The following is a 12,448-nucleotide window of genomic DNA, read 5'->3' as shown; positions in this document are numbered from 1 at the left end:
AGGAGATTCCGATGACCGCTCAACTGACCCTCGACGAGCTGGCCGCGCTGATGAAGTCGGCCGCCGGCCTGACCGTCGATCCGGAGGAGATGGCGAACCGGCCCGAGGTGACCTTCGCCGAGTACGGCCTGGATTCGCTGGGCCTGCTCGGCATCGTGGGCGAGCTGGAGAACCGGTTCGGCCGCCCGTTGCCCCCCGACGCCGAACGCGCCAAGACACCGCGCGACTTCCTCGACCTCGTCAACACCGACACCGTCACGACAGGAGCCTGAACATGTCCGGCCACACCGAGAACGAGATCACCATCGCCGCCCCGCTCAACCTCGTCTGGGAGATGACCAACGACCTGGAGAACTGGCCCCACCTCTTCAGCGAGTACGCCTCGGTCGAAGTGCTGTCCCAGGAGGGCGACACCACGACCTTCCGGCTGACCATGCACCCCGACGAGAACGGGAAGGTCTGGAGCTGGGTCTCCGAACGAACCCCGGACCGCGGTGCGTTGACCGTCCGCGCCCGACGCGTGGAGACCGGCCCGTTCAAGTTCATGGACATCTTCTGGAAGTACAAGGAGATCCCCGGCGGCACGCTGATGCACTGGACCCAGGACTTCGCCATGAAGCCCGAGGCCCCGGTCGACGACAAGGGCATGACCGCGCACATCAACCGCAACTCCCGGATCCAGATGGAGCTCATCCGGGACCGGATCGAGCAGCGGGACCGCGAGCTGCGCGCCGCCGCCCCGGCCAACTGAGGCCCGGCCAGCCCGACTCGGACCGCCCGCCGCCCGGCGGCAACGAAGGGAACCTCCCCGATGCACAACGCTCTGATCGTCGCCCGGATGAAGCCCGGGTCGGCTCCCGACATCGCCGAGATCTTCGCGGCCTCGGACCGGACGGAGCTGCCCCACCTGGTGGGCGTCAACCGACGGACGCTGTTCCAGTTCGGTGAGGTGTATCTGCACCTCATCGAGTCCGACCTCCCGCCCGGCCCGGAGATCGCCAAGGTGCACGAGCACCCGGAGTTCCAGGCCATCAGCCAGAAGCTGTCCTCGTACGTCAGCGCGTACGACCCGGCGACCTGGCGCAGTCCCAAGGACGCGATGGCCCGCGAGTTCTACCGCTGGGAGCGGGACGGCGCCGGCTGATCCGCAGCGGCGCCCAGTGGCCGGCCTCCCCGTCATGTCCTGCGGGGAGGCCGCCGCCGTACGACGGAACGGCCCGCTGGTGAGCGGGCCGTTCCGTCGTACGGGGTGTCAGGTCAAACGGGGTGTCAGGCGGGGACGGTGCATTCGAAGGCGTGCAGGTAGGGGTTGACGACGAGGATGTCGTGGACCAGCAGTCCGGCTTCGGAGATGTGCCGGACCAGGCTCTCCTTGGTGTGCTTGGCCCCGCCGACGTTCAAGAGCAGCAGCAGGTCCATGGCGGTGGTGAACTTCATCGACGGGCTGTCGTCGACGAGGTTCTCGATGATCACGACCCGGGCGCCGGGGCGGGCCGCCTCGATGACCTTGCCCAGCGTGCGGCGGGTGCTGTCGTCGTCCCATTCCAGGATGTTCTTGATGATGTAGAGGTCGGCCTCGACGGGGATGTCCCTGCGGCAGTCGCCGGGCACGATCCGGGCCCGTTCGGCGAGCGGGCCGCCGTCGCGCAGCCGGGGGTCGGCGTCGGCCACGACCGACGGCAGGTCGAGCAGGGTGCCGTGCAGCGAGGGGTACTTCTCCAACAGGCCGGCCACGACGTGGCCTTGACCGCCGCCGATGTCCGCCACCGTCGACACCCCGGTGAGGTCGAGGAGTTCGACGAGGTCGCGGGCTGACTGCTTGCTGGAGGTGGTCATCGCCCGGTCGAAGACCTGGGCGGACTCCGGGGCGTCCTGGTGGAGGTAGTCGAAGAAGCCCTTGCCGTAGAGGTCCTCGAAGACGTTGCGGCCGGAGCGCACCGCGTCGTCCAGCCGGGGCCACGCCTCCCAGGTCCACGGTTCGGTGCACCACAGCGAGATGTAGCGCAGGCTGTTGGGGGTGTCCTCGCGCAGCAGTCGGGACATCTCGGTGTGGGTGAAGCTGCCGTCCTCGGTCTCCTCGAAGATCCCGTAGCAGGCCAGCGCCCGCAACAGCCGTTGCAGCGGCCGTGGTTCGGTGCCCACCGAGGCGGCCAGTTTGTCCGCGGTGGTGGGTTCGTCGCCCAGCGCGTCGGGCACGCCGAGCCGGGCGGCGGCGCGGACGGCCGCCGCACACGCGGCGCCGAAGATGAGTTCCCTAAGCCGCATGGCGGGCTGGGGGGTGGGGCTCACGGTGGTCATTCCGTCTCTCTTCTCCCGATGCGATCCCGATGGGGTGTCCGCGGTCGTGCCCGCGGTCGTCGGCGCGGCTATTGGCACAGGCCGGGCGGCCTGGAGGTCCGGCAGGTGTTGTGGACGAAGACGTTGCCCTGGCCGGCCGGATCGTCGTTGACCAGGTCCGCCGGGGCGTTGCGCAGCACCACGTTGTCGCGGATGAGATTGCGGTGGTTGGCGGCCTTGACGAAGCTGCGGAAGAGCACCACGCCGCCCGACTGCGGCGACTTGCCGATGTTGTCGCGGACCAGGTTGTGCTGGACGAGCGTGTCCTCGACGCCCGTGAGGACCACGCCGATGCCCTGGAGGAACGGCAGCCGCTTGGTGGCCGGGCAGAACTTGTTGTTCCCCGAGACCTCGTTGTCCCGGACCGTCAGCGCCCCGCCCGCTGGCCGGTTCTCGTCGCCGACCACGAACACCCCGCCGCAGTTGCCCAAGACGGTGTTGTGGGCGATCAGCAGGTTCCGCACCCGGCGGGCGGTGATGCCGATGCGGTTGCCGTCCAGCCGGTTCTCCAGCACCAGGGTGCCGCGGGTGTCGAGACCGGGGGCCTCCTCCTCGGCCGCGTTGGCCAGGAAGATGCCCGCGTCGCCGTTCTCCGTGGCGAGGTTGTCGCGGAGCGCGCTGTGCACGGACTTCTCCACGCCGATGCCCCACTGGCCGTTGTGTCGCGCGGCGACGTGGTGGATCGTCAGCCCCTCGGTCCCGGAGGCCCAGATCCCGTTGCGCCGGAAGCCCTCGACGGTCAGCGACCGGAGGTGGACGTCGGTGAGCGGGCCGCCGGGGGCGCCGGTGAGGCAGATGCCGTCGCCGGCCGCGTTGCAGGCGGGCGCCGCCTGGGCGGTGGGCGGGGCGAGCACGGTCCGACCGTCGGTTCCCCGGAGCATCAGGTGGGACTTGTTGATCCGCACGCTCTCGCGGTAGACGCCGGGGAGCAGGACCACGGTGTCGCCGGGGCGGGCCGCGTCCACCGCGCGCTGGATCGACTCCCCGGGCCGGACGACGAGGACCCCCTCGTCCCGGTCCGGCACGGCTCGGGACGGCGGGGCCATACCGAGTACGCCGGCCAGGACCGCCGCCGCGCAGCCCAGGTGGGTCATCCGCCGTGCCCCGCGGGGCATCTGTCGTAGTGCCATGAGCCGAAGCTATGGGCGATCACCGGCGCTCGCCACATGTGGTAGCCCGATGAACACGGTGTGTGCGGGGCTCAACTGTCCCGGGGCGGACGGGGGTCGGGGGAGCGGGGTGCGGGTGGTGGCGGGCCGGTGCGCGTGTTGGTCGACCGCGGATCAGTCGCCGGGCCCGGCCCGGGATCGGACGGAGCGTCAGTCGGCTCGTCCGACGGTGCCTCCCCCAGTAGGGCCGCGAGGCTGGCGGGCAGGAACCACGGGCGGGGGCGTGGGACGGTCACGGAGGGACAACGCCGGTGCGCGCCCGGACGACACCGGCCCGCGGCGCTCCCGTCGGCTTCGTCACTCCAACGGCCCCTGCTCCGGCGGCGGCGCGGACCGGCGGGCGACGGTGGTCTCGATGCCGTCCAGGACCACCGCGAGGCCGGCCTCGAAGGTCATCCGTGCCTCGCGCTCCAGGTAGGACTCGCCGGAGTCTGCCTCGGGCGGTGGGGAGGCGCCCTCGGTTTCCAGTCGGACCAGCAGCGGGAAGCGCTCGGCGAAGTCGGGGACGACCTCGGTCAGGGTGCCGGCGCGGGCCTGCCACCAGTCCTCGTCGGTGACGCCGGTGGCGGCGGCCGCCTGCCGGGACTCGGCGGCGGTGCGGGCGGCGCCGCGGACGAAGTGGAACAGCAGGCCGACGATCCGGCGGAGCGCGGTGGGGTCCAACTCCGTGGCGTACAGCACCCGTAGCAGGGCCTCCAGGGAGGCGTACTCGTTGGGGCCCAGGACCGGGCGCGCCTGGGAGACCTGGAGCACCCAGGGGTGGCGCAGGGAGAACTCCCAAGTGTCGGCGGCCCAGGCCGCGATCGCCGAGCGCCAGCCGGACGTCAGGTCGTAGTCGGTGGGGAGCTCGGCCAGCACCCGGTCGTACATCAGGTCCACCAGCTCGGACTTGCCGGGGACGTAGGTGTAGAGCGCCATGGCCGTGCGGCCCAGCCGCTCGCCGACGGTGCGCATCGACAGGGCGGCCATGCCCTCCGCGTCGGCGACCGCGATGCCCGCGTCGACGATCGCCTCGACGGTCAGGGCCGGTTTGGGGCCCCGGGTGGTGCGGGCCCGGCCGTTGGCGTCCTTGGTGCGCCACAGCAGGGAGAGGGATCGGCGGGGGTCGCCCTGGCCCGCGAATACCACCAACTTGCCACTCCTTATGGTGTAAAGCTATTGTCCTCGATCCTTACTCTTTATGGCGTAAGGATATCAGGGGCGGGCCATGGAATCCGACGCACCGGCACCCCACGCGCACGCGTCCGGCGCGGCCCGTCCCTGATGGCGCACCGCCTTCGGTGCTACCTCGGCGCCACCCCGGGTCACTGACCCACCGACCACCCGCCCCTCGTCACCGGGAGTTCCCATGACGGCCCTGCCCGTCGCACACCTCCACGTCACCGACGTCCGACGGATCACCCCGCGCATGGCGCGCATCACCTTCACCGGGGACGGCCTCGATGCCCTCCCCACCTGGCCCGACCAGCAGCTCAAGCTCCTCTTCCCGCGGCCCGGCCAGCGCGCGCCCCGGCTCCCGGAGGCGCCCGGCGGCGACGGGATGCGCTGGTACCAGGCGTTCCTCGCGCTGCCCGAGGACGAACGGCCGGTGATGCGCAGCTACACGGTGCGCGCCCACGACCCCCAACGGGGGCGGATCACCGTCGACTTCGTGCTGCACGACCACCACGGCTCGGCCAACGAGGCCGGCCCGGCGACCCGTTGGGCGGCCACCGCGCGCGTGGGCGACACCCTCGCCCGTTACGGACCGGCCGCCGAGTACGCCCGGCCGCTGCCGCTCGACGACCCCGGCCTGATCCTGCTCGCCGGGGACGAGACCGCGCTGCCGGCCATCGGCTCGCTCGCCGAGGCGCTGCCGGCCACCGCCCGCGCGGTGGCCTGGATCGAGGTCGCGGACGGGGCCGAGGAGCAGCCCCTGTCGACCCGCGCCGACCTCGCCGTCCACTGGGTCCACCGGGACCGCGCCCCGGGCGGTGCGGACGGCGCGCTGCTCGCCGCCGTCCGCGCGGCCCGCCTCCCCGAGGAGCCGGCCTTCGCCTGGCTGGCCGGTGAGGCCGGCGCGGTCCGCGGGCTGCGCCGCCATCTGATCGCCGAGCGCGGCCTGGACGCCCGCCGGATCGACTTCACCGGCTACTGGCGCCGCCGCCTCAGCCAGGACGACGCCCCCACCGAGGAGGACCTCGCCGAGGCCCGGGAGCGGGCCGCGGCAGCTCGGGTCCAGGACAAGTCCTAGCCCAGGCGGCGGCCCTCGCCGGCCGCCGCCCGGAGAAGCACCTCGGTCAGTTCACCGGGTCGCGAGAGCATCGGATAGTGCCCGGTGTCCAGGTCGAAGTAGCCGACCTTGGGGTCGGTCAGCCGGGCGGAGCGCGGGTCGCCGGCGGCCACCAGGGCCGCCACCAGCGCGGTGCTGGTCCCGTTGGCGGTGCAGAAGATCCCGGTGCCCGGCAGGTCGAGGGCCCCGCCGGTCAGGCGGAGCGGCCGGGTCAGGGTGCCCAGCGGTTGGGGCGCCGCCAGCCGTTCCAGCCGCTCCCGGTCGGCCGGCGAGACCCCGGCGAGCGAGCCCCACAACTCCTCGTCGTCCAGCGGCGGGGGCGGCGCGAACCGTCCCCCGCCCAGCTCGACGGCGCGCCGCAACAGCCGGTCCCGCACGGCCGGGTCGGGCATCACATCGATGCCCGCGTCGCCGTCCGAGGGCATCCCGCCGTCCAGATAGACCACCGAACCGACCCGCTCGATGCGGCGGTCCGCGGCGCCCAGCAACGGGTGCAGGCCGTAGCAGTGCCCCACCAACACCGCCTCCCGGACGTCCTCGTGGTCCAGGACCTGCACGACGTCCTCGATGTGCGTCTGAAGGTCCGTGTCGGGGCCGGCCAGATGGCGTCGGTCGCCCATCCCCGTCAATGTCACCGGGTGCGCGGTGTGCCCCCGTTCCCGTAGGAGCGCGGCCACCTCCCGCCAGATCCAGCCACCGGTATACCCGCCCGACACCAGGACGAATGCGGTCATGACGCGTGCTCCTCCACAACGGTCCGCAGCGCGGCCGTCGGGAGCGGCGGCCGCGGTCCGGGCACCGTAGAAGCTCCCGCAGCGGCAGATTCAAGGGCGCAAGTGTCCGGCGTAGGCCGCGGATTCGGCGTCGCGGGCGGGCCCGCCGGTCACGCCCCGCCCGTTCAACCCGGCGGGCCCTTCGTCTACAGTTGAGGAATTCCCCTGTTCAACGGATGAACGCGATGGCCACTTGGCCTGAACGCGGAGGGCATGCGTGGGCGGTTTCGTCGAGTCGGTACGGGAACGGGTGCGCGCGGCACGGGCCGCCGTCGCCGCGGCGCGAGCCGCCGACGACCCCGACGCGCTGGCGATGGCGGAGGACGAACTCGACGACGCGCTGCGGACCGCGCACGGCGTCGGCATCGACCCGGACCGCGGCGCCGGCGGTCCCTCCCGGGGCGGAGCGGCGCAGTGAGCGGCGCGGCACCGCGCCGGGGCTCCGCGGGAGCCGGCACCACCGGAGCCGGGTGACCGCCGATGTCCGCCGCACCACGACGCAAGGGACCGCCGCCGTCGCGCGCGGTCCGCTCCCGCACCTGCATACCCACCGACACCGGGTCGGCCTGCCGGGGTCGCCACCTCGGCCGCGGCCCGCTGCGCCCGGCCCGCGGGCACGGGCGGACCTGCCCCGAGATCTCCGCCCGGCGCCGCACCTCGCCCCGTTGCGGCGTCCGCCGGGCCCGGGCCACCGCCGTCCGCCCCGGCACCCGGCTGGCGCGGCTGCCCACCACCGTCCTGGTGCCGCACCGGATCGTGGCCTACGAGGCGGCCCGCCGCAGCCTGTGGATACGGGTGCTGCTCCACATCGCGGTGACCAACCTGGTGCTGCTGTTCCTGGCACTGGTCGTCTACCTGGGGCGGCACGCCGGGACGTGATGCGGGGCTACGCCGCGGTGCCGGTTCCCGCGGCGAGGGGCCGCTCCCTGGCCCGCCACAGCCACCCCACGTCCCGCCCGAACGACCACACCAGCAGCGCCAGCGCCCCCGCCACCGCGGCCAGCGCCAGCCCCCGCGGCGCGACGCCGGCGCCCGCCGCCACCAACACCACGCCCTGAACCGCGGCCACCGCCTTGCGGGCCGTGCTCGGCGGCAGTGGCGCCCGCAGCCACGGCAGCGCCCAGGACGCCGCGACGAACAGATAGCGCAGCGCCCCGATGGCCAGCACCCACGGGCCCAACGGCACCGCGACGTAGACGCACAGCACCAGGATCAAGAACGCGTCGACCTCCATGTCGAACCGCGCGCCCAGCGCCGTCGCCGTCCCGGTGCGCCGCGCCACCTGCCCGTCCACCGCGTCCAACAGCAGCGCGACCGCGGCTAGTCCGACCAGCACCGCCACCGGGGCCCGCCGGGCGAAGGAGTCGGCGACCAGCGCGGCCACCCCGCCGACCAGGGTGGCCCGGGCCAGCGTGACGCGGTTGGCCGGCCCGAAGGACGGCAGCCAGGAACCGCGCAGCGCCCGGGTGAGCGCCGCCCAGGTGCCCGCCGCGAAGGCGGCGCCCGTCAGCCAGCCGGCCGGGCCCAGCCCGACGGCCCGGCAGAGCACCGCCAGCAGCACCAGCTGCGCGAGCGGGCCGGCCGCCCGGTCCGGGGCGAACGGCCGTGCCCCGTACCGCTGTTGTACGGCCACTGCGCCTCCCTCCACACTGTGGCGGAGCCGGTGGGCGCCGCGTATCGTGACGGCGTCGCCGGGTCCCGGCACGCGTTGTCCAGCATTCATGACGCCTCGCCGCACCGTCCAGGAGGGTTCGTTGCCGCGCGTCGCCCAGGCCCTCTGGCTCAGCGCCCCAGGTCGCGGCGAGATCAGGACGGCCCCGCTGCCGCCGCCCGGCGCCGACGAGGTGCTGGTGCGCACGCTCTACTCCGGGGTGAGCCGGGGCACCGAGAGCCTGGTCTTCCGCGGTGGCGTCCCGGAGAGCCAATACGAGGCGATGCGGGCGCCGTTCCAGGAGGGGGAGTTCCCGGCCCCCGTCAAGTACGGGTATCTGAACGTGGGCGTGGTGGAGGAGGGGCCCGCCGGGCTCCGCGGCCGCACCGTTTTCTGCCTCTCTCCGCACCAGACCCACTACGTCGTCCCGGCGGGCGCCGTCACCCCCGTCCCGGACGCGGTGCCCGCGGCGCGCGCCGTCCTCGCCGGCACCGTCGAGACCGCGGTGAACGCCGTGTGGGACGCCGCGCCGCTGCTCGGCGACCGGATCGCGGTGGTCGGCGGGGGCATGGTCGGATCGGCGGTGGCCGCCGTGCTGGCCCGATTCCCGGCCGCGCGCGTGCAGTTGGTCGACGCCGATCCGGCGCGCGCCGCCACCGCCGCGGCGTTGGGCGTCCCGTTCGCGTCGCCCGGTGCCGCCCGCGGCGACTGCGATCTCGTGGTGCACGCCAGCGCCACCGAGGAGGGCCTGACCCGCGCCCTCGAACTCCTCGCCCCGGAAGGCATGGTGATCGAGCTGAGCTGGTACGGCGACCGTCGGGTGGTCCTGCCGCTGGGGGAGTCCTTCCACTCCCGCCGGCTCACCGTCCGCAGCAGCCAGGTGGGCGCGATCGCGCCGACCCGGCGCGGCCGGCGCTCCTTCGCCGACCGGCTCGGGCTCGCCCTCGAACTGCTCGCCGACCCCGCCTTCGACGCGCTGATCACCGGCGAGTCCGCCTTCGCCGAACTGCCGTCGGTGCTCCCGCGGTTGGCCTCCGGCGCGCTCCCGGCGCTCTGCCACCGCATCCGCTACCCGGCCGCCGACGCCCCGGCGACCGACGGGCAGTGACCCGTAGGCGCACTCCCCGCCCGCGAAACCCTGGAGGAACCCCCGTGTTCAGCATCACCGTCCGCGACCATCTGATGGTGGCGCACAGCTTCCGCGGCGCCGTCTTCGGGCCCGCCCAGCGCCTGCACGGCGCCACCTATGTCGTGGACGCCGCGTTCCGCCGCCCCGAGTTGGACGGCGACAACATCGTCGTCGACATCGGCCTGGCCACCCAGGAGCTCGGCGCGGTGATCGCCGAGCTCAACTACCGCAACCTCGACGACGAACCGGCCTTCGCCGGCACCAACACCTCGACCGAGGCGCTGGCCAGGGTCATCGCCGACCGGCTCGCCGACCGGGTGCACGCCGGCAACCTCGGCCAGGGCGCCCGCGAGCTGACCGGCATCACCGTCACCCTGCACGAATCCCATATCGCCTGGGCCAGTTACGAGCGCGCGCTGTGACCCGGCGCGGGCCCGCCCGGTGATCCCGCCCGGACCGGGCGGCCCGCGGGAGGTGCACGCCGTCCTGCCCGGCGGCGTCGCCGACCCCACGACGCCCAGCGGCGGCAACGCCTACGACCTGCGGGTCTGCCGCGACCTGCCGGCCCTGGGGTGGCGCGTCCACCGCCACCTGGTGCCCGGGGCCTGGCCGCGCCCGGACGCGGCCACGAGCGCCGAACTGGCCGGCCTGCTGGCCCGGTTGCCGGACGGCGCGGTGGTGCTACTGGACGGCCTGGTGGCCTGCGGAGTGCCCGAGGTGCTTCAGCCCGCGGCGGCCCGGCTGCGGCTCGCCGTCCTGGTCCATCTGCCGCTGGCCGACGAGACCGGGCTCGACCCCGACACCGCGGCCCGGCTCGACGGCCGCGAACGGCGCGCCCTGCGCACCGTCCACGCGGTGCTCGCCACCAGCGACTGGACGGCCCGCCGGGTACGCGCCCGCCACGGTCCCGGGCTGCCACCGGTGACGGTCGCCCGGCCCGGCGTCGACCCGGCTCCGCTCGCCCGAGGGACCGACGGCGCCGGCGGGCTGCTGTGCGTGGCGTCGCTGACCCCGCGCAAGGGGCACCGCCGCCTGGTCGACGCGCTGGCCGCCATCGCCGACGCGCCGTGGACCTGCACCTTCGTCGGCGGCGGAGGTGCCCCCGAGTGCGTTGACCAACTGCGCCGACAGGTAGGCGAGTTGGGCCTGGGTGACCGGATCCGGTTCGTCGGACCGCGGACCGGTGCCGCACTGGCGGCCCATTACGCCGCCGCCGACCTGTTCGTGCTCGCCTCGCACGCCGAGCCCTACGGGATGGTGCTCACCGAGGCGTTGGCGCGCGGGGTCCCGGTGCTGGCGACGGATGTCGACGGCATACCGGAGGCCGTCGGACGGGCCCCGGACGGCACCGTGCCCGGACTGCTGGTCCCGCCCGGTGAACCGGCCGCGCTGGAGGCCGCGTTGCGCACCTGGTGCGGCGATCCGGAAGCGAGGCGGCGAATGACGGCCGCGGCGCGCGGCCGCCGTGCCATGCTGGAGAGGTGGGAGACGACGTCGCACACCCTGGCCGGAGCGCTGGAACGGCTGCGGACCGCACCGCCGGACCGCTGAGGCGCTCCGCCAACAACCCCCGGTTCTGCCCGCAGTGGCTCCAGTTGCGGGAGCGGGCGGACGATGCGGCCCGCGCGCCGGAGCTGCTCCGCCCGCTGCGCGACCACCTCGCCGCGGCCCCCGCCCCGGAACGCTTCGGCGGCACGGACGGCCTGGTGATCCGCGACCTCGGCTGCGGCACGGCCGCGATGGGCCGCTGGCTCGCGGTCCGGCTGCCCGGCCCCCAGCACTGGGTCCTCCAGGACCACGACCCGGTCCTGCTCGCCCACGCCGCACTACGGATGCCGTCAACCGCCGCCGACGGCCGGCCCGTTACGGCCGTCACCGCCTACGGCGACATCGCCGGCCTGACCGCCGCCACCCTCGCCGACACGTCCCTGGTCACCGCCTCCGCACTGCTCGACCTGCTGACCCGCGACGAGTTGGAGGCCGTCGCCGCGGCCTGCACGGGCGCCGGCTGCCCCGCGCTGCTGGTGCTCTCGGTCAACGGCCGGGTCGAACTCGCCCCGCCCGACCCGCTCGACGCCGCCGTCTGCGCCGCGTTCAACGCGCATCAGCGGCGGGCCGCGGGCGGTGGCCGGCTGCTGGGTCCCGACGCGGTCGCGGCGGCCGCCGAGGCGTTCGCCCGGCGCGGGGCGCGGGTGATCACGTGGCCCAGCCCCTGGCGGCTGGGCGGGCCGGAGAGCGCGCTGACCGAGCGCTGGCTGCGCGGGTGGGTGGCGGCCGCCCGGGAACAGCGGCCGGAGCTGGCCGCGGAGGCCGACGGGTACCTGCGACGCCGGCTGGAGTCCTGCGCGGCGGGCGAGTTGGCGGTCGCCGTGCACCACACGGATTTGTTGGCGTTGCCGATGCGCTTGGCTTAGCTTCCCACGTTGTTGGCTTTCCCGCCGTGGGGGTTGCTGTTGTTTGCGCCTTGCGGCGCGGGCTTGTTGTTCGCCTTTCCGCTGCGCGGGGCGGGGCGAGTTGTGTCCGCTGCGCGGGGCTGTTGGGTGCGGTGACGGGTCTCCGGGGGCGGTAGGCCAGACTGCTTCGCTTTACGTCTGGCCTACCGCCCCCACCGAACCCGCCCCAACCCGGGGTGGGTGGGGGGGTGGGGGGGGGGGTTGGCCTTCTTGCTCGTATTTCGCTCGGGCCTACCGCCCCCTCCGACCCGTCCCCTCCCGTGAGTGGGTGGAAAAACAGGTGAGTTGGGGCTGGCCCTTGTGGTCCGCTGACGGCCGTTGCCTGGTGGTCGAGGCCCGCCCGTCCTCTTACGGTCACCGCCCGCTGGCTGGGGCCGCCCGTCCTCTGACGGTCACCACGCAGACTCACGCGTCGTCCTCGTCCTCGTCCGCTGACGGTCACCACGCAACCCACCGGCCCGAGTTGGCCCACCAGCACGAGTTGATCCTGAGGGTCGAGTTGACCCAGCGGCCGGAGTTGACTCACCGGCCCGAGCTGGCCCAGCGGCCCGAGTTGGCCCACCGGGCGTACGTGGCAATCACCGTTTTCACCCACCCCCCACGGGAGGGGACGGGCCGGAGGGGTGGGGGTGCCAGACGTAAAGCGAAGCAGTCTGGCACCCCC

The 12,448-nt window shown here is 74.1% G+C and carries 15 protein-coding genes; 10 read left to right on the top strand and 5 right to left on the bottom strand.

Annotated features, from left to right (window positions below; genetic code table 11):
• Nucleotides 1–11 precede the first annotated feature (11 nt).
• Genes ACFVFQ_RS31010 through ACFVFQ_RS31000 form a run of 3 tightly spaced genes read left to right on the top strand, consistent with a single transcriptional unit; the run spans nt 12 to nt 1,144 of the window.
• Entirely contained in the window at nt 12–272 is a 261-nt protein-coding gene (locus tag ACFVFQ_RS31010; protein ID WP_383422406.1) for an acyl carrier protein, read from the top strand.
• Nucleotides 273–274: 2 nt separating this feature from the next.
• On the top strand, nt 275–751 hold the full coding sequence (locus tag ACFVFQ_RS31005; RefSeq protein WP_383422404.1) for an SRPBCC family protein: 477 nt from the start codon (nt 275–277) through the stop codon (nt 749–751).
• Nucleotides 752–811: 60 nt separating this feature from the next.
• The gene (locus ACFVFQ_RS31000) at nt 812–1,144 is read left to right on the top strand and encodes a TcmI family type II polyketide cyclase (protein ID WP_383422402.1); all 333 of its coding nucleotides are present in this window, start codon (nt 812–814) and stop codon (nt 1,142–1,144) included.
• A 125-nt stretch (nt 1,145–1,269) separates the two neighbouring features.
• Here the strand turns inward: ACFVFQ_RS31000 and ACFVFQ_RS30995 are convergent, their stop codons facing one another.
• The 3 genes from ACFVFQ_RS30995 to ACFVFQ_RS30985 form a co-directional block, all read right to left on the bottom strand.
• Complete coding sequence (locus tag ACFVFQ_RS30995) at nt 1,270–2,298, bottom strand: methyltransferase (RefSeq protein WP_383422400.1); 1,029 nt, start codon at nt 2,296–2,298, stop codon at nt 1,270–1,272.
• A gap of 68 nt (nt 2,299–2,366) precedes the next feature.
• Nucleotides 2,367–3,467: a nitrous oxide reductase family maturation protein NosD gene (locus tag ACFVFQ_RS30990; RefSeq protein WP_383422398.1), complete on the bottom strand. Its 1,101-nt coding sequence runs from the start codon at nt 3,465–3,467 to the stop codon at nt 2,367–2,369.
• A 336-nt stretch (nt 3,468–3,803) separates the two neighbouring features.
• Nucleotides 3,804–4,637, bottom strand: coding sequence for a TetR/AcrR family transcriptional regulator (locus ACFVFQ_RS30985; RefSeq protein WP_383422396.1), 834 nt, complete (start codon nt 4,635–4,637; stop codon nt 3,804–3,806).
• A gap of 217 nt (nt 4,638–4,854) precedes the next feature.
• Between ACFVFQ_RS30985 and ACFVFQ_RS30980 the strand changes: the two genes are divergently transcribed.
• Nucleotides 4,855–5,739, top strand: a complete 885-nt coding sequence (locus ACFVFQ_RS30980; protein WP_383422394.1) for a siderophore-interacting protein — start codon at nt 4,855–4,857, stop codon at nt 5,737–5,739.
• Here the strand turns inward: ACFVFQ_RS30980 and ACFVFQ_RS30975 are convergent.
• The gene (locus ACFVFQ_RS30975; protein ID WP_383422392.1) at nt 5,736–6,512 is read right to left on the bottom strand and encodes an alpha/beta fold hydrolase; all 777 of its coding nucleotides are present in this window, start codon (nt 6,510–6,512) and stop codon (nt 5,736–5,738) included. The two genes, ACFVFQ_RS30980 and ACFVFQ_RS30975, sit on opposite strands and share 4 nt — an antisense overlap.
• A gap of 256 nt (nt 6,513–6,768) precedes the next feature.
• Between ACFVFQ_RS30975 and ACFVFQ_RS30970 the strand changes: the two genes are divergently transcribed.
• The gene (locus tag ACFVFQ_RS30970; protein ID WP_383422390.1) at nt 6,769–6,969 is read left to right on the top strand and encodes a hypothetical protein; all 201 of its coding nucleotides are present in this window, start codon (nt 6,769–6,771) and stop codon (nt 6,967–6,969) included.
• Between the two features lie 62 nt (nt 6,970–7,031).
• Complete coding sequence (locus ACFVFQ_RS30965) at nt 7,032–7,430, top strand: hypothetical protein (RefSeq protein WP_383422388.1); 399 nt, start codon at nt 7,032–7,034, stop codon at nt 7,428–7,430.
• Nucleotides 7,431–7,437: 7 nt separating this feature from the next.
• Here the strand turns inward: ACFVFQ_RS30965 and ACFVFQ_RS30960 are convergent, their stop codons facing one another.
• A complete protein-coding gene (locus tag ACFVFQ_RS30960; protein WP_383422386.1) occupies nt 7,438–8,184 on the bottom strand; it encodes a CDP-alcohol phosphatidyltransferase family protein in 747 nt (248 codons plus the stop codon).
• A gap of 121 nt (nt 8,185–8,305) precedes the next feature.
• Here ACFVFQ_RS30960 and ACFVFQ_RS30955 point away from each other — a divergent pair, with 121 nt between their 5' ends.
• From ACFVFQ_RS30955 to ACFVFQ_RS30940, 4 genes are read left to right on the top strand one after another with little or no spacing between them, the layout of a single operon-like run.
• On the top strand, nt 8,306–9,310 hold the full coding sequence (locus ACFVFQ_RS30955) for a dehydrogenase (RefSeq protein WP_383422511.1): 1,005 nt from the start codon (nt 8,306–8,308) through the stop codon (nt 9,308–9,310).
• 44 nt (nt 9,311–9,354) lie between these two features.
• On the top strand, nt 9,355–9,753 hold the full coding sequence (locus tag ACFVFQ_RS30950; RefSeq protein ID WP_383422384.1) for a 6-pyruvoyl tetrahydropterin synthase family protein: 399 nt from the start codon (nt 9,355–9,357) through the stop codon (nt 9,751–9,753).
• Nucleotides 9,754–9,772: 19 nt separating this feature from the next.
• Nucleotides 9,773–10,882: a glycosyltransferase family 4 protein gene (locus ACFVFQ_RS30945; RefSeq protein ID WP_383422382.1), complete on the top strand. Its 1,110-nt coding sequence runs from the start codon at nt 9,773–9,775 to the stop codon at nt 10,880–10,882.
• The gene (locus tag ACFVFQ_RS30940; protein WP_383422509.1) at nt 10,879–11,745 is read left to right on the top strand and encodes an SAM-dependent methyltransferase; all 867 of its coding nucleotides are present in this window, start codon (nt 10,879–10,881) and stop codon (nt 11,743–11,745) included. Before ACFVFQ_RS30945 ends, ACFVFQ_RS30940 begins: the two co-directional genes overlap by 4 nt.
• Nucleotides 11,746–12,448: the final 703 nt, after the last annotated feature.

It is taken from the genome of Streptomyces sp. NPDC057743, from assembly GCF_042798755.1.
Taxonomy (GTDB): Bacteria; Actinomycetota; Actinomycetes; order Streptomycetales; family Streptomycetaceae; genus Streptomyces.
The sequence above is the reverse complement of the archived record's forward strand: the minus strand, read 5'-3'. Positions and strand labels throughout refer to the sequence as shown.

Bases quoted from the DNA above. Each gene is read 5' to 3' on its own strand.
- ACFVFQ_RS31010 (WP_383422406.1), top strand. From the start codon at position 12: ATGACCGCTCAACTGACCCTCGACGAGCTGGCCGCGCTGATGAAGTCG.
- ACFVFQ_RS31005 (WP_383422404.1), top strand. From the start codon at position 275: ATGTCCGGCCACACCGAGAACGAGATCACCATCGCCGCCCCGCTCAAC.
- ACFVFQ_RS31000 (WP_383422402.1), top strand. From the start codon at position 812: ATGCACAACGCTCTGATCGTCGCCCGGATGAAGCCCGGGTCGGCTCCC.
- ACFVFQ_RS30995 (WP_383422400.1), bottom strand. From the start codon at position 2,298: ATGACCACCGTGAGCCCCACCCCCCAGCCCGCCATGCGGCTTAGGGAA.
- ACFVFQ_RS30990 (WP_383422398.1), bottom strand. From the start codon at position 3,467: ATGGCACTACGACAGATGCCCCGCGGGGCACGGCGGATGACCCACCTG.
- ACFVFQ_RS30980 (WP_383422394.1), top strand. From the start codon at position 4,855: ATGACGGCCCTGCCCGTCGCACACCTCCACGTCACCGACGTCCGACGG.
- ACFVFQ_RS30975 (WP_383422392.1), bottom strand. From the start codon at position 6,512: ATGACCGCATTCGTCCTGGTGTCGGGCGGGTATACCGGTGGCTGGATC.
- ACFVFQ_RS30965 (WP_383422388.1), top strand. From the start codon at position 7,032: ATGTCCGCCGCACCACGACGCAAGGGACCGCCGCCGTCGCGCGCGGTC.